General features: G+C 45.0%; 15 protein-coding genes, 1 pseudogene and 1 riboswitch. Of the genes and pseudogenes, 2 read left to right on the forward strand and 14 right to left on the reverse strand.

Annotation, left to right across the window (positions count from 1 at the left end; translation table 11 throughout):
• Positions 1 to 14: 14 nt before the first annotated feature.
• The 10 genes and pseudogenes from CHL1_RS16495 to CHL1_RS16535 form a co-directional block, all read right to left on the reverse strand.
• Positions 15 to 1,430 (reverse strand): sugar transferase, encoded by a 1,416-nt coding sequence (locus tag CHL1_RS16495; protein WP_250934074.1) that lies wholly within the window; start codon positions 1,428 to 1,430, stop codon positions 15 to 17.
• An 88-nt stretch (positions 1,431 to 1,518) separates the two neighbouring features.
• Positions 1,519 to 2,553, reverse strand: a complete 1,035-nt coding sequence (locus CHL1_RS16500; RefSeq protein WP_250934075.1) for an LCP family protein — start codon at positions 2,551 to 2,553, stop codon at positions 1,519 to 1,521.
• A 13-nt stretch (positions 2,554 to 2,566) separates the two neighbouring features.
• On the reverse strand, positions 2,567 to 3,289 hold the full coding sequence (locus CHL1_RS16505) for an LPXTG cell wall anchor domain-containing protein (RefSeq protein ID WP_250934076.1): 723 nt from the start codon (positions 3,287 to 3,289) through the stop codon (positions 2,567 to 2,569).
• Positions 3,279 to 3,515 (reverse strand): CpsB/CapC family capsule biosynthesis tyrosine phosphatase, encoded by a 237-nt coding sequence (locus CHL1_RS18605; protein WP_420840500.1) that lies wholly within the window; start codon positions 3,513 to 3,515, stop codon positions 3,279 to 3,281. The genes CHL1_RS16505 and CHL1_RS18605 overlap by 11 nt, the downstream gene beginning before the upstream one ends.
• Positions 3,461 to 3,976, reverse strand: coding sequence for a CpsB/CapC family capsule biosynthesis tyrosine phosphatase (locus CHL1_RS16510; protein WP_250934077.1), 516 nt, complete (start codon positions 3,974 to 3,976; stop codon positions 3,461 to 3,463). The genes CHL1_RS18605 and CHL1_RS16510 overlap by 55 nt, the downstream gene beginning before the upstream one ends.
• 10 nt (positions 3,977 to 3,986) lie before the next feature.
• Complete coding sequence (locus CHL1_RS16515) at positions 3,987 to 4,712, reverse strand: CpsD/CapB family tyrosine-protein kinase (RefSeq protein ID WP_338078321.1); 726 nt, start codon at positions 4,710 to 4,712, stop codon at positions 3,987 to 3,989.
• A 90-nt stretch (positions 4,713 to 4,802) separates the two neighbouring features.
• Complete coding sequence (locus CHL1_RS16520; protein ID WP_250934079.1) at positions 4,803 to 5,555, reverse strand: YveK family protein; 753 nt, start codon at positions 5,553 to 5,555, stop codon at positions 4,803 to 4,805.
• Positions 5,556 to 5,926: 371 nt separating this feature from the next.
• Positions 5,927 to 6,431, reverse strand: a pseudogene (gene nrdG / locus CHL1_RS16525) (anaerobic ribonucleoside-triphosphate reductase activating protein).
• Complete coding sequence (locus CHL1_RS16530; protein ID WP_250934080.1) at positions 6,428 to 8,788, reverse strand: anaerobic ribonucleoside triphosphate reductase; 2,361 nt, start codon at positions 8,786 to 8,788, stop codon at positions 6,428 to 6,430. Before CHL1_RS16530 ends, nrdG begins: the two are co-directional and overlap by 4 nt.
• A 126-nt stretch (positions 8,789 to 8,914) precedes the next feature.
• Positions 8,915 to 9,063: riboswitch (cobalamin riboswitch) on the reverse strand.
• 64 nt (positions 9,064 to 9,127) lie between these two features.
• Complete coding sequence (locus tag CHL1_RS16535; RefSeq protein WP_070370882.1) at positions 9,128 to 10,456, reverse strand: HAD hydrolase family protein; 1,329 nt, start codon at positions 10,454 to 10,456, stop codon at positions 9,128 to 9,130.
• 211 nt (positions 10,457 to 10,667) lie between these two features.
• Here CHL1_RS16535 and CHL1_RS16540 point away from each other — a divergent pair, with 211 nt between their 5' ends.
• Together CHL1_RS16540 and CHL1_RS16545 are read left to right on the forward strand one after the other, a co-directional pair.
• On the forward strand, positions 10,668 to 11,132 hold the full coding sequence (locus CHL1_RS16540; RefSeq protein WP_420840480.1) for a MarR family winged helix-turn-helix transcriptional regulator: 465 nt from the start codon (positions 10,668 to 10,670) through the stop codon (positions 11,130 to 11,132).
• A 15-nt stretch (positions 11,133 to 11,147) separates the two neighbouring features.
• The gene (locus CHL1_RS16545; RefSeq protein WP_250934081.1) at positions 11,148 to 11,534 is read left to right on the forward strand and encodes an FMN-binding protein; all 387 of its coding nucleotides are present in this window, start codon (positions 11,148 to 11,150) and stop codon (positions 11,532 to 11,534) included.
• Between the two features lie 93 nt (positions 11,535 to 11,627).
• Here the strand turns inward: CHL1_RS16545 and CHL1_RS16550 are convergent, their stop codons facing one another.
• The 4 genes from CHL1_RS16550 to epsC form a co-directional block, all read right to left on the reverse strand.
• The gene (locus tag CHL1_RS16550) at positions 11,628 to 12,956 is read right to left on the reverse strand and encodes an MFS transporter (protein WP_250934082.1); all 1,329 of its coding nucleotides are present in this window, start codon (positions 12,954 to 12,956) and stop codon (positions 11,628 to 11,630) included.
• 144 nt (positions 12,957 to 13,100) lie between these two features.
• Positions 13,101 to 16,013 carry a response regulator gene (locus CHL1_RS16555; RefSeq protein WP_250934083.1) on the reverse strand — a complete coding sequence of 971 codons (2,913 nt, stop codon included), beginning with the start codon at positions 16,011 to 16,013 and terminating at the stop codon, positions 13,101 to 13,103.
• Positions 16,010 to 17,110 (reverse strand): HD-GYP domain-containing protein, encoded by a 1,101-nt coding sequence (locus tag CHL1_RS16560; protein WP_250934084.1) that lies wholly within the window; start codon positions 17,108 to 17,110, stop codon positions 16,010 to 16,012. The genes CHL1_RS16555 and CHL1_RS16560 overlap by 4 nt, the downstream gene beginning before the upstream one ends.
• 267 nt (positions 17,111 to 17,377) lie before the next feature.
• The gene (epsC, locus tag CHL1_RS16565) at positions 17,378 to 18,313 is read right to left on the reverse strand and encodes a serine O-acetyltransferase EpsC (protein WP_228878448.1); all 936 of its coding nucleotides are present in this window, start codon (positions 18,311 to 18,313) and stop codon (positions 17,378 to 17,380) included.
• Positions 18,314 to 18,443 lie beyond the last annotated feature (130 nt).

The raw sequence follows: 18,443 nt of genomic DNA on the forward strand, positions 1-18,443 counted from the left end.
TGATAAAAACCAGTTCAAACCGCCCCACTTCTCCCAATCACCACCATCACCGTCTTAAACAATATCTTAACATCCGACATCATCCGCCAATTACTTATATACTGATTGTCAAGGGCCACGACATCTTCGAAATTTGTCACTTCACTTCGTCCACTTATCTGCCATAAGCCGGTAATGCCAGGTTTCATCGCCAGTCTGGACTTATGGTGAAAATTATAGGCTTTGAATTCGTCAATCGTTGGCGGCCGGGTGCCCACCAGCGACATATCACCCTTTAGCACATTCCACATCTGCGGTAGTTCATCAATGCTGCTAGAGCGGATAAAATGCCCAATCCCCTTAATGATCCGGGGGTCATTATCCATCTTAAACATCAGCCCGTCCATTTTATTCTGGGCCATCAGCTCCGCTTTGCGCTTTTCGGCATCGGGGTACATCGACCGGAACTTATAAATTTTAAACGGACGTCCATTGGCCCCCACCCGGGTTTGAGCGTAAAAAATCGGCCCTGGGCTTTGAAAATAAATCATCGGGGCGACAAAGAGAAAACAGATCCCCGTAATCAAAAGCCCCACCAGGCTGCCGCAAATATCAATCAAACGTTTCACAAACAATTGTCGGGCGTTAATAACATTAATCCCACTGGTCACAATTTTATAGGGGCCAAACTCTTCAATAATTTCCTTTTTGGGATATTTTGTCTTCCGTTCACCCAGTACATAATGAACCACTACCCCCATTGAAATACAGGTTTCTTCAATTTCATAAATTAACTCGTTGTAATGATTGGCAAAGATCAGCACATCATCAACCACGTTTCGTTGGATATATTTAAACGCCGCTTCTTTTGAAGACAATCTCGGAATTTTGCATTCGATTGCATCGGGGTTATCCAGCACCACCACCCATTTAAAGTTGTAAACCTTACAATCATTTTCCTGAACTGTTGTTATAATATTGTCCAGTTCGTCTAGTCGGTCACTGAAGGTAAAGATCACACCTTTTCTGACATCCTCTCTGTTTTTCAGCCGCTTTTTTCCGATAGACCGAAAAACGCACCGCATCAGGCAACTCAAAGCGAGTGTTAGTAGATACATCAAGACCAGATTCAGCCGGGAATACATCGCCGTTGTTTTTAAAACAAAGGTAAATAAAATTACCCAGCCATAAATACTGCTAACCATAAACAACACCGCCTTTATTTCCTGCAAACAGCTCCGGCAGTAAATGTTTTTGTAGGCATCATTTAACAGAATATAAAAATAGAAACATACGCCAATCATCAAGGCTAGCTGCAAATAAGTGCCATAGTTGTTCTTGGTCATCGTGCCACTGGCAAACGGCAGCAAGAAAGGAATATACAGACAGAAGAAATCGCCGATTGCAAACTTATAATATTTTAAAAAATTTTCTTTGTAGACCTTATACATCTGGTTTCCTCATTTCATAAAACATAAAGCCTGAAAATGTCTAATTCACGTCAATCCCATCCGGATCGCCTGCCGGTCTTTCTATCACTTATTCCGATTCGGCTGGCTTGTAAAAAAGCTCCACCGTTAATTGGGCCAGCTTATCCTGATCCGGATAAAACTCAACAAACTCACGGCCTAACCGGGCTTCGCCGGCAATGGTATAGATGCCAGCCTCCGGGTAGGTTTTAATATAGTTTTGAAACTCATTTAACTGCGCATAATCACAATCGGTTGTCATATAATTTTCCACAGCGCCAAAGGCCTTGACTAAAAAATTGCCATTGCCGACAATGTTTGCTCTTAAATTGTTATAGAACCCGTTAATATACTGTTCCTGTCTGCGAATTCGTGACAGGTTTGTCCCGTCGGAGATGTCCATTCGTCGGCGTACAAACTGCAGGGCCAGATCTCCCTTTAACGTGACGGTGGAAGCTGCCAAAAAGCTCGGATCAATCTGGGGCAGATCTTCAGTCAGTGTTACATTGACCCCCCCCACCATATCGTTTAAAATCGGGATCGCATCCATTTTCATGATCGCATAGTTATCCACCGTAATCCCTCCCAGCAGATTTTCAACAGCGTTGACAGTGTTTTCGGCACTGTCTTTCAGACCCGACCCATAAGTATGGGACAGGGCGATCTGTTGATAGGCGGTTCCGGCACTTTTACCACCTAACCCCAGTACCGGAACTTCCATCATCGTATCCCGATTGATCATTAGAATGCGACATGAATTTTTGTTCTTATCATAGGCAATCAGGGCCAGAAAGTCGATCTGCTCATTATTCAAATACGAATCACTTTCGGTGACCTCACCAAATTTATCCACCCCACCAAGTAGAAAAGTATACACATCCGGATCAGGCAGATACTTTTGTCCGTTGATATAAATGGCTTTTGTCTCTTCGTAATTCGTCAGGGTTTGCCCGGCATTGGCAATTTCTTCTTTTCCAAATACTTTTTTCAAATCTTGTCCAAATAATGTCACCATTAAGCAGGCCGCAACAATTATGACCGTGCCAAGAATCAACATAACAATACGAAAATCAATATTACTGCGACCTCTATTATTTATTTTCATCGGGTCCAGTTAATTATGCGGTTTTTTTCTTCTTAAGGATCAAGAATACCACTGCTGCAACAATCAAAACACCCAAACCAACCAGCAACAAGGTTAATGTATTGCTACCGCCTTCTTCGGCAGGAACCACTGATGCTGTTTCAGCCCCCTGGTCATAAACAAGGATGGCCGCCGGACATAAATGCGGGAATTTAACTGTGATTGTTCCATCGGCATTGACTTTTACATCGCTGGTCTCGATAAAATCCCATTTTCCGGTGTCCTTGTTAAAAATTGTCACAATCACCGGGTCACCTTCTTTATAACTGCCGCTTAGGGTCAATTCCAGTTTTTGTCCATTGTCAAATGATAATTCCTGCGAATAGTCAATTTCAAAGATCTCTCGTACTACAATGTTCTCGGCCGGAATCCCCGGATAATTTTCAGTCATAAACGCTGCCAATTCATCGGCAAATTCCGATTCAGGATCCATCAACAATGCTTTTGCTTCGTCGTATACTGCTTTTTGTTCTGGGCTCAATGTCCCCGTTTTAGCATCAGGCGTGATAATAATCTTTGCTGCATCAATAACCGTTGCATTGCCCTCGGCATCAATATAGGTCGCTGTCCCCACTACCTCCGGTCCTGCTTTTTGGGCGACACTCGGGGTGACTGCTGCAAAGACCTGCCCCGCTGTCAGCATTAAAAGCGCTGCTGTCATCAGCATTATCCGGTTCCAATTCTTTTTACCTTTCATAAATCTGTCCTCCTTCTAAAAATTTTTTCTGTTTATCTTTAAAAGCACGCATGCTTTTGATGCCTATTTTTTTTTCAATTGTTTGATAGGCCTCTCCCATATTCGGCGGTCGGGAGGTCATATTATGACAATCCGAACCGACAAAATCAACAGTGCCCTCTTTAACCAGCTTTAGTGCTTTTCGCTGAGTCCAGCGGTTACAAAAATGATCGGCATTAACCTGAATAAGAAAGGTCTCACAAACATAATCAAAATGATCACTTTTTTTAAAAACGGAACATACCGTTCCAAATGAGCCAATACAACTTTAAGTCGGGTTCTTTTTTCAATGGTATGCAGTGCCTCAAGCATCCGCCTGCTCCAGATTGTCATCGGCATTTCGATCAATATGAAATCCGTATCGTCAATACTCAGTCTTTCGATCTCTTCCGAGTAATCGATGCCATCATAGTACGCGACTTCTGCCCCAGCCCGAATCGTTGAAGAAAATTGCGGCAACGCTTTGATGGCGCTGTCTCTTCTTGCTAAAAAGTCTTCCGGTTTTTCCTGCCAGGGGAAAAAGTGCGGTGTTGCGACAATTGTTTCAACCCCCTGCGCAATCGATGCTTCCAGCATTTTTATCGACTCTTCAACACTCCTGCTCCCATCATCCATCCCCGGTAAAACATGCGAATGAAAATCAATCATCCGATCACCCCTATATCAGCGGAGCATTGTTATTTTCATACTCTGCTTCGTAATAACCCTTGTAACGTTTATAATCATTGTGCGCATATTTTTTATAGTAGCCAGACTTTTCATGATTGTATCCATTAAATACAAATCCCAGGATTTTTGTATTTGAGAACTTCAACTGCCGGATTGTTTCAGTAAGCGATTTTTGATCACTGCGATCCTGTCTCACCACCACTACCATGCCATCAATATATTTAGAGGCAATCACCGCATCAGCTACGATTGTAACCGGGGGTAAATCAATCAAAATATAATCATAAATTTCAGCACAGCTTTCCAGAAAGACTTTCATCTTATTCGAATCCAGCAATTCCGCCGGATTAGGTGGAACTCTTCCCGCCTGTGCCAGGTCAAACTGACTGTTTTGTGATAACTCTACCTTTACCAGCATATCACTTAGCAATACATGGGGATCAACCAGCAGGTCGGTTAATCCAACGTTTTGTTTCATGCCGAGTTTGGCAGCGATGGTCGGTTTTCGAAAATCAGATTCAATGAGAAGCACCTTTTTTTCGTTGGTGGCAATGGCATACGCAACATTGATGGCAGTCAGGCTTTTTCCTTCAGCACTGACGGCACTGGTAATGCCAATCACCCTGCACTTTTTTTCATCCGCAAAGGAAAACTCCAAATTGGTTCTCAGCAGTTTATAGGCTTCAGCCGCCTGAAAATTCAGGTTGGTGCCAATTTTTTTTGCTCGTTGATCAGATCAAACTCACTCCCTTTAGCGGAAGTCTTTTTCTTTTTCCACCACATGGTCCTCCTCCTCTCTACGGCTTCACTTGTAGCCGTTATAATAATAATCGTTTTTGTTTGTCGTATTATCCAAATCCGGAACGATGGCCAGCAGTGGAATATCACCATAGTTTGTGATCAGGTAATTATCATCACGGATGACGGTGTCACTCAGTTCCCTGAAGATAATCATCCCCGAGGCTAACACAAAACCAATCAAGGCTCCGATTAACGCATTTTTACGTAGGCTGGGACCGCTTTTCGCCGCCGGAACAACGGCATAGTCAACAATCTTCACCGAGCTGCCTTCGACAATATTGCTGATTTTTTCAGGCAGAATGCCAGCAATGATATTGGCAATTTTTTCGGCCCGATAGGGGTCGGTATCGGTTACCACTACTTCGAACACCTCGGTTGAACTGACTGGGGCAGCTGTGATCATCCCAACCAGTTCCTCATAGGTCAAATCGAGTTGGCCTTTTCTGATGATCTCTTCAAGCACCTGTCGAGATTTAAGGATGACAATATAAGTCGCTACTAAACTTTTAGCGGCCGTAATATCGCCGCTGGTAATATTCAACGCCGTGGAATCAAAAGACAGTGAACTGTTATTGACATACATCTGTGCCTTTGATTCATAAAGCGGATCGACATAAAAATAGGTATAGCCAAGTACCAGGCTGCCGCAAAAAACAGCAGCTAGAATAATTAACCATGCCTTACGCCAGAGTGCTTTGACCAGTTTAAGTAAATCTATTTCTAAATCTTCTTCTAATTGATGTGTCGTATTTGCCATCTATTCTCCCCTAAATTAAATAGTATACGGTTTAATATAAATCCCTTGACTTTTCATGCCTATTCATTCTATCACGTTTCCTTTTTCATAACAACGTGTGGCAACCTGTGTGACAGGATATTTACGCTTTTTTTCGTTTTTATTTTATGTTGCTTTTTGCGACTTTTTTACATATGTCAATATTTTTGATGAAATTTAAGTTTATTTAATAAATGTTCATGTCTCATCATAAGCGACACAACAGCACTTAAAAAATGACCCGCCGGGACAATACCAACGTCTTGGACCAAAAAAACTATGGATATAAATAATAATCTCTGTATAAAAAAAACACCGATCATTAACGATCAGTGTTTTTTGTCCACATATTCTTAATTAATTTTACTCAATATCAGTTTACTTTTTAGCCGTGACTGGTTCACATCAATAATCCGCTGATTCTGCGAGCCCCGGAATTTCAGCAACAAGCTTTTTTGTTCCGCTTCAAATCTTCCATCCACCAGCAGATCAGTATACCTGAGCAGTCGTAGCCACCGCTGATCCTTTTTTGCCGTCAGCGTTTCATAAGTATAACCGGTATAGGTCATCACATGATAGCCGGCTGCCTGGGCACATCTGGCCAGTTCAGAAAAGCCCGCAGACTGTAAAAAGGGTTCTGCCGCTTAAGGTAATACCATCCAACAGTGGGTTCTTTTTCATTTCGGCGATAATGGTGTCTATCGCCACCAGGTGACCGCCGCTTAAATCATGGGTGGCCGGGTTGTGACAGCCCTCGCACTGATGGGGGCAGCCCTGAGCAAACACCACCAAGCGAATGCCTGGTCCATCCACAATCGATTCCTTAACCACCCCGGCGATTCTTATTTGGGAGGTCACTGCAATTGCTCCAACCGTTCCCCACCAGCCATTTGACCAGCCGCATTAAAATGATTGATCCGATCTCTTACTTCCGCTTTTTTGGCATCATTGAAACGATCCAGGGTCCCTACCAGATAACCGGTGATCCGGCGTATCCGTTCAAAGGGAACATCGTCTTCGCTTCGTCCACAATTGGGGCACGCGTCGCCGATGATGCCGGTATAGCCGCAGACCGGGTCGCGATCCACCGGATGATTGATGGAACCATAGCCGATGCCAGCTTCCTTCATCGCCCGAACCACCTTCTCAAAGGCTTCCAGATTGTCGAGGGGATCGCCGTCCATTTCCACATAGGTGATGTGTCCAGCGTTGGTCAACTCATGATAGGGCGCTTCCAGGGTGATTTTTTCATAGGCACTGGTGGGGTAGTAAACCGGAATATGGAACGAATTGGTATAATACTCCCGATCCGTTACCCCGGGAATTTCCCCAAATACCTGTTTATCCAGCTTGACAAAGCGTCCGGCGGTACCTTCGGCTGGGGTGCCCAGCAGGGTAAAGTTCATGCCATAGACCTGACTGGTTTCATCCATCCGCTTGCGCATGTGGCCAATAATGGCAAGCCCCAGTTCCTGTACGTCGGCCGCTTCGCCATGGTGTTTGCCGGTTAAAACCGTCAGGCATTCCGCCAGGCCGATAAAGCCCATACTCAGGGTGCCGTGTTTCAGTACTTCCCGGATTTCCATCTCGTCGGTCAGATCTGCAGAATCAATCCAAACGCCCTGGCCCATTAGGAAAGGAAAGTTTTTAACTTTTTTATGGGCCTGAATTTCAAACCGTTCCAGCAACTGCTCAATCACCAGATCAATTTTCTGATCCAGCTCAGCAAAAAACACGTCCTGGTTGCCCTTGCTGTTTAGGGCAATCCGGGGCAGATTGATGGTGGTAAAACTTAAGTTTCCGCGGCCATAGGTAATTTCCCGACTGGGATCGTGGACATTGCCGATCACCCGGGTACGACAGCCCATGTAGGCAATTTCAGTTTCCGGCTGACCAGCTTTGTAATATTTCAGGTTATAGGGCGCATCCAAAAATGAAAAATTGGGAAACAGGCGCTTGGCGCTGACCCGACAGGCTAATTTAAACAAATCATAATTGGGGTCCCAGGGATTATAATTGACCCCTTCCTTAACCTTGAAAATATGGATTGGGAAAATCGGGGTTTCGCCATTTCCCAATCCGGCCTCCGTTGCCAAAAGCAGATTTTTTATGACCAGACGCCCCTCAATTGAGGTATCCATCCCGTAGTTGATGGAACTAAACGGGATCTGAGCTCCGGCCCGGCTATGCATGGTGTTGAGATTGTGAACAAAGGCCTCCATGGATTGATAAACACTGCGGTCAATTTCCCGTTCGGCATTTTCCATGGCAAAATTCTGAGCCCGGCTGATGCTGTTGGCATCCGCTATCCATAACGCCAAACTCCGGGCTTCGGCTTCCAGATAATTCTTCGGTTGATTTAGCTCGGGCTTTAACCCCAGTTTCTTTTCGATATCTTCACTGATGGCCTTTACCTTGGCTAAAGCATTTTTGGTATCGGTCAATAAGGTCAGGGCCTTGGCCAAATTCTCCCGATAGAGCCGGATAAAAGTTTTTTTCACCCCCGGCACCATGGCATAGTCAAAGTTGGGAATACTCTGTCCGCCATGCTGATCATTCTGGTTGGACTGAATGGCAATGCAGGCCAGCGCCGAATAACTCTGAATATCGTTGGGTTCCCGGAGATGGCCGTGACCAGTCGAAAACCCATCTTTAAATAAGCGTTCTAAATCAATCTGACAGCAGGTAGTGGTCAGGGTTAAAAAATCCATATCGTGAATGTGGATTTCACCGGCTTTATGAGCGGTTGAATGCTCGGGATTGAGGACAAACATTTCATAAAACTGTTTAGCGCCCTCTGATCCATACTTCAGCATCGTGCCCATGGCGGTGTCGCCGTCAATGTTGGCATTTTCCCGTTTAACATCGTTGTCCTTGGCTTCTTTAAAGGTCAGATCCTCATATATTTTCATCAACCGGGTATCCATTTCCCGGATTCGGGTTCGCTCGGCCCGGTAGAGAATATATTTCTTTGCGGTTTTTGCATGTCCGGTTTCGATCAGAATTTTTTCCACCGCATCCTGAATTTCTTCCACCGTCGGGGTATTGGTGTTCATTTCCTGTTCGATATAGATGGCCACTTTTTCAGATAGCTCCATGGCGGTCTGATAATTCTGGCCGCCGATTTCACTGGCGGCCTTAAAAATGGCATTGGCAATTTTTTCAATATTAAAAGGGGCTTCTCGTCCATCTCTTTTTTTGATCTTCGTAATCATCCTGGTTTGTTTTCCTACTTTCCTGCGAGTCTTTTTTGTTGTTTCGGGCATTGAAAAACCTCTCGACGGCGTGGGTCAAGAGGTCTAAGATTGCTTGGCTCAAACACCCTCTATCACGCGTAGAGTCTGGTGTGACAAATAACGGTGGGTAATCTGACTTAGGCTTGATCTTTTTAAAAAAATCTCCCCCTTACAGCGGCGGGACCGTGCCGGATTTGCACCGGCTTCCCCCATGCTGCACCGGTTGGCACAGCACCGTTATCTTCATATTTGGTTGTTTTAATTTTATCATATACAAGATGTGGTGTCAAACCCCTTGTCACCTGCAAACGGTTATCATTATTTAAAGCTCCCCGGTTTGGCATAAAAATGGCGACTGATGGTCTTGACCACTGCATCATCGTCATTCGCTCCTATCTGCGGCCAGCCCATTTCTTTTAGTTCGATGGATGCATTTTCAACCACATAGGCAAAATCGGCGGCTTCCAGCATCGCTGCATTCCTGATGTCATTGCCAAACGCAATCACTTTATCGGTAGCATATCGGGCTTTCATATCCATGATGGCATTTTTCACCGAGGCTTCCCGGCTGGTTATTTCGAGAAAGTAATAGCCCGGATGTTGATCATCCGGATAGCACTCAACATTAACCGCTGACGCAATTTCCAGCTTCATGATGGCCGCTTTAACCTGGACGATCGTCGCCTTCTGATCCACTGCCATAATCGATAAAACGCTTTGATCATTTGGCACCTCGCCGCACACATAGCTCTGTTCCGGGAGTCGCTTTTTGGAATGATAGATTTTTTCCTCCACCGGATTAATAAGCCTGGTGTAATAAACATGGAGAACATCATTGATGATGGTGTGGGTAAAACAATTCAGCTCCCGTTTTTCAAAAACATCAATCAGTTGCTTGGCCACTTCCGGATTCATTTTCTTGCAGCTTAAATAACTTCGTTTTTGCAGATCATACCAAACCGCCCCATTCATCATGATAACGGGAACCTTTATTTCTACGCCTTCCAGCAGGGGCAGCAGGGTTTCGGCACTTCTGGTCGTGGCAATGGTAATCAAAGCGCCCTGGCGGATCATGGTGTTTAGTTTTATTCTGGAGTAACTGCTGATTTCAACCTGGGAATTCAACAAGGAACCATCCAGATTGGTGACAAAGAGCGTTTTTCTGTTTCTGCGCCGGGGCAAGTGAAAAGCATTGACTCCCAATGACACAAAGATTCCGATAAGGGTGTCCACGATCCGGTCAATGGTAAAGATCAGCGGATTCACATCGGCCCCATGGGTCACTGTAATGCTTAAAAAAACCACACAGGTAATATAAGATGCCGTTGGTTTTTTGATGGCGACTGTAAAATAAATGAGCGGGATAACGCACAAGGATACCACCAGATATTGCAGCATCGGCATATCCACCGGGATGAAGCTCCGCTCAAAAATAAGCAATCCCAACCCCATCGCCCCACCGATAAAGGTACCCAGGGTTCGATTCATGGCTACCTTAAAGCTATTGGAAACATAGGGCTGCATGCATAAAATCGCCGCAATCGCCGAATAGAAGGGGGAGCCTTGCTCGCCTCTTAATAAATAGATTAAGAAGCAGAGATAAACCGCTATAAATGTTTTAAAAATTCGCATTCCTACTTTTGGCATAACCTTCTCCTCTTTCTGATGCCTGTCTATAATAACACACATTTGAAATTTTCTGCCGCTTAAATTTCTGCAAACCCTTTCAAATACAGATACCCCTTAACTTTTTTCAGAAACAGATTAATTTTTCTAAAAAGTATTGACAGATAAAAAAAGGTAATGTATTATCAATTAAGGTAATGTATTACCTTAATTGATAAGTGGAGGTTATATTTTGGACAATATGGATTCAATGCCCGATCAAAAATTCATCTTTGGCGGTGTCCAAGTCGTCGCCAACCAGATGGACACCCTGTTGGAACGGGAACTGAAAGAATACAACTTGACAACCAAGCAATGGCTGCTGACCATTGTGGTGCAGAATATTTTTGATCACGACCCAACCCTTAAGGAAGTAGCAAAAAGCATGGGCAGTTCCCATCAGAATGTCAAACAGGTGGCGCTTAAACTGGAACAAAAAGGCTTTGTTGTGATGGAAAAAGATCCCCATGACGCCCGGATCACCCGGATTAAGCTAACCGATGCGGTTGATTCGTTTGGCACAGAAAGTCAGCAGAAATCAGAAATCTTTACCGAAAAATTATTTGATGGTATATCTGACGAAGAACTGGCAATGACCCGGTCGGTTATTGAAAAATTGCTGGCCAACCTGGAAAAAATGGACCAGGAATCAAAATAACAGGAGGAAAAGCAGATGAAAAAAGCAATAATTATTATTCTCAGTATTCTGGGAGTATTGGTACTGGTCGGCGCCGGTGGCGTTTTTTACATCACCAACGGCCTGGAAGCTGGGGAAAATCTGGCGATTAACCCCGTCGATCTGAAGGGAATTGAAGACGGCACCTATACCGGTGTTTATAAGGCCGGGCGCTGGAGCAATGAGGTCGCCGTCAGCGTGGCTGATCACCAGATTTCAAACATTGCGGTGGTCAAAACCGTCACCATGGAAAAGCCCGAGGTGACTGACGCCCTTATCCATGCGGTGATCGAAAAACAGAACACCACCGTCGACACCATCAGCGGTGCCACGGTGTCCAGCAAAGCCTATCTCAAGTCGATTGAAAATGCCTTATCCCAGTGATGCCGTTAAAGTTGTCTGATTTTATAAACGTTCTAAAGAAACGAAACAGCCTGTTGTCTTTTAATCGGCAACAGGCTGTTTCGTTTCTGTATCCTACTGATTTATCTCTTCCAGGGTGATCCCCATCGTTTCCTTACCAAACACCGCTACCACAATGGCCACCGCTGCAAACACCAGCGTCAGAGTAATAAATACATTGGTATAGCCGATTTCGGTGCCATAGTAATTATAGATCACCGGCACAATAAAGGGAGCCGAAAAAGCGCCAATCCGTCCAAATGCGGCCCAGCCAGAACCGGTCGCTCTGAAAAAGGTCGGATAAACTTCTGGCGTATAGGCATAAACACAGCCCCAGGCACCCAGACTGAAAAAATAAAGCATTGAACCATAGATCAGAATCTGTTCCACACTGCCAGCATGGCCAAATAGCCAGGCCGCCAGTGCCGTTCCGGCAAAATAAATGGCCAGCACTTTTTTTCGGCCAACTTTCTCAATCAGATACGCCGCACTGAAATATCCCGGCAACTGGGCCAGACACATGATCAGCGTAAATTCAAAACTTTTTGTCAGGGTGAAGCCTTTTGCCACCAATAGTGACGGCGTCCACAAAACAAAACCATAGTAACCAAAATTGATCCCAAACCAGATCACCCATAATACAATGGTAGATTTTATATAGGGCTTGGACCATAAATCTAAAAATGATGCCTTGATATGACTAAGTTTATCAACTTCAGTAGACTCAACCTGACTGGTAATATTGGCCTGTTTTTCCATGGTTACCAGCAATGCTTCGGCTTCAGCGGTTTTTCCCACTGATTCCAGATACCGGGGCGATTCCGGCACGGCCATCCGAAAGAAAGCTGCAAACAGGGCTGGAATACCACCCACTAAAAAGGCCATCCGCCAGCCATAGACGGGAATAAACAAGTAAGCCACAAAGGCGGCAATCAGCCATCCCCAGGCCCAGAAGCTCTCCAGAATAATAACATTGCGGCCCCGCATCCGGGTCGGCGAAAACTCACTGACCAGGGTTGATGCCGCTGGCAACTCCCCACCCAGTCCAAAACCGGTACAAAACCGCAGTACCAATAGCATCGTAAAATTGACGGCAAAACCGGACAGCGCACTGGAGACCCCATAAATAATCAGGGTCCACATAATCACCGTTCGGCGGCCCCACTTATCAGCGGCCATCCCGGACAAGCCGGCACCCAAGGCCATCCCCAGCATTCCAATGCTGCCCAGCAACCCCAGCTGACTGGGATCTAACGCCCATTCTTTACCGATGGCTGCCATCACACCGGAAACCATCCCCTGATCCATCGCATCAAACATCCAGCCGATCCCGGTTAACAAAAGAACCTTTTTCAACATTGATGTCATCGGCAGCTGATCAATCCGCGAAGCAATATTTAACATTGTTACCCTCCTCATCATACTTACGTTGTGATTATTATAGCACAACTATTGGTTTTTGCTACAAAATCCCGGTGTGAATTGGAAGAATTTGTTTATCTATATCCCTTATGGTACCCGCTGTTAACTTATCCAACCGCATTGCTCTTAATCACTTTTTATCGTCGTCAGCAATTGTTTCATGGCCTGCGAAAATAGCGGATGAAGACTGGCTATTTCCCTTTCATCACAGCTTTCCAGAGCTTTTTGCAAGGCCTTGGCCACTTCAAAAAGTTTCCTGGCGCCGATACTGCCAGAACTGCTTTTAACCTTATGAACCATTTGGGCGGCTTCCTGATAGCGCCGGTTTTTGATAGCGAGCGCCAGTTTTTCAACCACTTCCTGATTTTCAGTGAAATAGGCTGCCAGTACCTCCTGATAGAGCGCCTGATTGTTCCCCATATAACGGAGCCCCTCTGCCCGGTCAAGAACCGCAACCCCATCTGCCCTTTCCTTGTTCTGATCACTGTCCGGGTGCTTGGACTCTTTTGGAGTCGCCGTTTCGACGCTGATAATTTTGCTGATGGTTTCGACAAATTGCTCGGGATCAAAGGGCTTGCTGATGTAGTGATGAATCCCGCATGATTCGCACTTTTCCTTGACCCCCTCAATCACATCAGCGGTCATGGCGACAATTGGAATATCCGCCGAGAGCGTTCTGATTTGCTCCGACGCTTCATAACCATTAAGCACCGGCATGTGCAAATCCATCAGGATTAAATCAATATCACTGCGGTGCGCCTTAAAGAGCTCGATCCCTTCCTGTCCGTCATTACCCAGCCAAACCCGGAAACCGACTGGTTCCAACAGTGATTTGGCAATCAGCTGATTGGTTTTGTTGTCTTCCACCACCAGGATTCCATAGTAATTATCCAGAATATCTTTATTGATCGTTTCCTGCTTAAACTCCTGATTGGCGACAATTGCTTTGGTTCTAAAAATCTCCAGAATCCCATTGTATAAAACTGAGGGGATGATCGGTTTGCCAATGCCAATGTCAACCCCCTGGGTATCGAGTTGGTCAAACAAGTCTTCCCGCATCATCGGCAGCAGCATAATGACTTTGGGTTTTTTGAGGATTTTTTTGTTTTCCTGGATCATTTCAACAAATTTAAAGCCCCCACCACTTGGTGTATCGTAATCCAGAATCAGCAGATCAAAGGGCTCCGTAAATTTGCCATTTTCCAGTTCCAGCATGCTGATGGCACTGACCGACGAGGTGGTCAGCTCGCAATGCATTCCAAAGGCCCCAAGATAACTGTCAATAATATTCATATTTGAACCGGTTTTTTCCAGTACCAGGGTCTTTATATCATTGAAATAAAGTGACGAAACCTGCTGCTGATATTCCTGTTCGCTCTGCTGGTCTTTTTCCAGAGACAATTCGACAATAAAGGTTGATCCTTCACCTGCAGTGCTGTAAACCTGAATCTCGCCCTTCATCATATCCACCAGACTTTTGACAATCGAAAGCCCCAGCCCGGTCCCCCCAAAACGGCGGTTAATGCTGGCATCGCCCTGAGCAAAGGGTTCGAACAGATTTTTTATCTGCTCGTCGGTCATCCCGATGCCGGTATCCCGGACGGTAAAGGCCAGATGATAGTAATTGGATTCCCTGGCCACCAGACGGATATCAAGGGAGACTTCTCCGGTGTTGGTAAATTTGGTGGCATTATTAATCAGGTTCAATAAAATCTGCTCAATCCGTTTGGCATCACCGAAATAACAGTTGGGAATTTTGGGATCCTTGGTCAGTTTAAAACCGATCCGCTGTTCTTCGATTTTATAGGATACGATGTTAATCACATCCTGAATCACCTGATCCAGATTAAAAGAAACCCGCTCCAGCTCGATTTTTCCGGCTTCAATCTTAGAAAAATCAAGAATATCGTTAATAATACTCAGCATCGTATTCGCCGACTGAGTGATCCGATCCAGATACATCTTCTGGGTCAGAGTTACCTGGGTTTTTTTAACCAAATAGGCCATCCCGGTAATCGCATTTAGGGGCGTCCGGATTTCATGGGACATTCGGGCCAAAAAACTGGATTTTATCGTGTTGGCGGCCTCGGCTTCCTGGCGGGCAATTTCCAGATCACACTGAATTTTCTTGCGCGTGTCAATTTCCCGACGGAGCCGTAAAATCCAATAAATCGACACCAGCCAGATCAGAATAATGACCCCACTGACCATCATGACTACCTGATAAACCGGACCATAATCCGGTTCCACATCGGCCCCAACCCACTTGCTGTTAATCGCAATCCGCTCTTCCGGGGTGATGGTCGCCAGGGTTTTATCAATGATGCCAATCAAAACCGGCCAATCGTTGCGTACCGCAAAATATAGGCCCTGCTGTTTTTCGGCTTCGAAGGCGACATACTTCAGATTAGTCAGACCCGTTGAATTGATCAGATAATTGGTGGTCGCCAGATTTCCCACAAAAGCCGTTTCACTACCATCGGCAACGGCCGTTAAGGCGGCTTCGACCGAGTCGTACAAACTCAGGTTAAGCTGCGGATAGTCTGCCAGATAGCTGTGATGGGAACTGTTTTTTTGAACCGCCACGGTTTGACCGAACAGATCTTCAAGGCTGCTGATTCCCTGGGTGGAATCCCGCACCACAATGACCCGCTTAAAATAATAGTAGGGTTCTGAAAATAAAAAATATTGTTCCCGGGCCGGTGTTTTTGAAACCGCCGGGAGCATATCGACCTCGCCATGAAGGGCTTTTTCATAAGCTTCAGTCCAGGTCAACCCGGGGGTAACCACCATCTCCAAACCGGTTTTTTCACTGATTATTTCCAGATAGTCCGAGGTAATACCCTGATAGGTGCCATCTTTATCAAAAAACTCAAAGGGCACAAACTTGGGGTCGATCCCCAGCCGGATTACCGGGTGCTCTTCCATAAACGCCAGTTCTTCAGGGGTCCAGCTAATGGTGTCATCTCGGGCATAACAAAAAGAGGGCCAGCCCAGAATAATGATCAGTATCACCATTACCCTGGCCAACCACTTCATGACCAGACCTCAGAATCATCGGTGTCCTGAATGAATTTACGGGAAATCTCTATTACTTTTTCCTGGATTTCCAGAAACCCCGTCACAATCTCCGGATCAAAATGTTTCCCGCTTTCGCTTCGGATCAGATTGATGCTATAATCATAATCATAAGCTGGCTTATAAACCCGTTTGCTGGTCAGCGCATCATAGACGTCGATAATCGCCATCAGACGTCCCGGCAGCGGTATCTCTGCTCCCGCTAATCCCCGGGGATATCCACTGCCATCATATTTTTCATGATGGGCCCCGACAATTTCCATGGCAGTTTTGATAAAGCTGGGGACATCCTCATCGCAGTAAATTTCATTTTGCAGGGCATTGACCCCGTAATCCACATGTTTTTTCATGATTGTAAATTCATCCTCAGTAAGTCTTCCCGGTTTTAATAAAATATTATCAGGAATGCCGACCTTGCCGATATCGTGAAGCGGGGTGGTGGTCACCAACTCCTTTACGTAGTTTTCACTGAGGATATCCTGGTATTTGGGTTTTTCACTTAAATGGTCACAAAGAATTTTCATAATTAATTGGGTGCGGATGGTATGTTTTGACGATTCAACATTGCGGACTTCCAACAGCCCGACCAACGCCTGGATGGTGATGTCCCGGGTGGCTGCCACCTCTCTGGTTTTCTTTAACACCATGGCATCCAGCCGTTCATTATCCTGTTCGATCATTTTCTGGATCCGCTTTAATTTGATATGGATGTTAATCCGGATCAGCAACGACTGAAGATTAAGGGGTTTTCTGACATAATCCACCGCTCCTAATTCCAGGCCTTTGACCTCATTATCGATTTCATCATAATTAGTCAGAATAATGGTACGGAGTTTGCGATATTCCGGATTTTTCTGTAGTGCTTCCAGCACTTCGAATCCGTTCATTCTGGGCATGTTTAAATCAAGAATGACCAAATCAATGTCCGGGTTTTTGGCAATTGATTCCATCGCCTCCAACCCATCACAGGCTGTCAACGTCTGATAATCCGCCAACATGGTACTGATAATCAGCCGATCTGTGGTCGAATCATCCACAATCAATATCTTTGTGCTCATTGTTCCCCCTAAGCTTTTATTATTTACCCAATTCCAGCTGTTCTTTATCCCTTTACGTCCTTTTTCTTTGTCTTGCTATCTTATACGCTGTTAACATTCAGTATACCCCTTTTACATACCCCCTTGCACTATATTTTAAACGCAGAAAAAGTTTCAAGATAAAAATAATCCTGAAACTTTTTCTGTTGGAGTCAGCTTATAAATATTTTTTATTACTTTGCCATACTGCTTTTTATATGGTACCACTGTTGATATGCGTTATCTCACTTAATCAAAGGCTTCCACTGAAACTTCTTTAGTGGCCTGCCCAGAAAAAAGCAATTCTGGGGTTTTGATACTAACTTTGGTTCCTTCCGGCACCGATTTTGTAATAAATACATTACTACCAATGACCGATCCTTTGCCGACAACCGTATCGCCACCTAAAATTGAAGCCCCGGAATAAACGGTAACTTCATCCTCCAGACAGGGATGACGCCGGATACCCCGCAGTTTTTGGCCACCCCGGGTAGATAGCGCCCCCAGAGTAACACCCTGATAAATTTTGACATGTTCCCCGATAATCGCCGTTTCACCAATAACCACACCGGTCCCATGATCAATAAAAAAGTATTTACCGATGGTCGCCCCAGGATGGATATCGATCCCGGTAATGTTATGGGCATATTCGCTCATAATCCGGGGGATCAACGGCACTGAAAGTTTATACAACTCATGTGCCAGACGATGAATACTGATGGCAAAAACACCGGGATAGCAGAAGATGATTTCGTCCTTACTCTTTGCCGCCGGATCACCGTCAAAGGCGGCAATAACATCGGTTGCTAAAAACTCCCGAATCTGCGGAATTCTGCTCATAAACTCATCGCAGATTCGCAACGCTTCCTGATGATAATGCTCCTCGCCCAAATTTTCCTTGCGGCTGGCCTGATGCTTCAAGGCCAGGGTAATCTGCTTGGTTAAGCTCTCAATAATACAGACCAGCAGCTCGCCAATATGATAATCCTGAATTTCTCTACGAAAATTGGTTTTCCCGAAATAACTGGGGAAAACAAGCTGGCGCAAAGCTTTAGTGGTATCAATGATTACCGTACGGTTTGGTAAAAACCCTAAATCATGCGGGGCAATATAGCACTCCTTTCGATAACTTTCTGAAATGTTGTCAACCAATTTACCTATTTTTTCTTTATATTCGTTACTCATTGTGTTCCCTTTCACTTTCGCTTATTTTTACACATCAACCATTTGATAAAATATCTGTTTCTATAAAATTTTCTTTTATTATACTACAAAATCCGACTTAATCCGGAAAAATAATAAGGATTAACCCCTT

It is taken from the genome of Acetobacterium wieringae (assembly GCF_023700225.1).
Classification (GTDB): Bacteria; Bacillota; Clostridia; order Eubacteriales; family Eubacteriaceae; genus Acetobacterium; species Acetobacterium wieringae.

Excerpts from the sequence above, each read along its gene's own strand:
- CHL1_RS16495 (WP_250934074.1), bottom strand. The coding sequence starts at position 1,430 with ATGTATAAGGTCTACAAAGAAAATTTTTTAAAATATTATAAGTTTGCA.
- CHL1_RS16500 (WP_250934075.1), bottom strand. The coding sequence starts at position 2,553 with ATGAAAATAAATAATAGAGGTCGCAGTAATATTGATTTTCGTATTGTT.
- CHL1_RS16505 (WP_250934076.1), bottom strand. The coding sequence starts at position 3,289 with ATGAAAGGTAAAAAGAATTGGAACCGGATAATGCTGATGACAGCAGCG.
- CHL1_RS16510 (WP_250934077.1), bottom strand. The coding sequence starts at position 3,976 with ATGATTGATTTTCATTCGCATGTTTTACCGGGGATGGATGATGGGAGC.
- CHL1_RS16520 (WP_250934079.1), bottom strand. The coding sequence starts at position 5,555 with ATGGCAAATACGACACATCAATTAGAAGAAGATTTAGAAATAGATTTA.
- CHL1_RS16530 (WP_250934080.1), bottom strand. The coding sequence starts at position 8,788 with ATGATTACGAAGATCAAAAAAAGAGATGGACGAGAAGCCCCTTTTAAT.
- CHL1_RS16535 (WP_070370882.1), bottom strand. The coding sequence starts at position 10,456 with ATGCCAAAAGTAGGAATGCGAATTTTTAAAACATTTATAGCGGTTTAT.
- CHL1_RS16545 (WP_250934081.1), top strand. The coding sequence starts at position 11,148 with ATGAAAAAAGCAATAATTATTATTCTCAGTATTCTGGGAGTATTGGTA.
- CHL1_RS16550 (WP_250934082.1), bottom strand. The coding sequence starts at position 12,956 with ATGTTAAATATTGCTTCGCGGATTGATCAGCTGCCGATGACATCAATG.
- CHL1_RS16555 (WP_250934083.1), bottom strand. The coding sequence starts at position 16,013 with ATGAAGTGGTTGGCCAGGGTAATGGTGATACTGATCATTATTCTGGGC.
- CHL1_RS16560 (WP_250934084.1), bottom strand. The coding sequence starts at position 17,110 with ATGAGCACAAAGATATTGATTGTGGATGATTCGACCACAGATCGGCTG.
- epsC (WP_228878448.1), bottom strand. The coding sequence starts at position 18,313 with ATGAGTAACGAATATAAAGAAAAAATAGGTAAATTGGTTGACAACATT.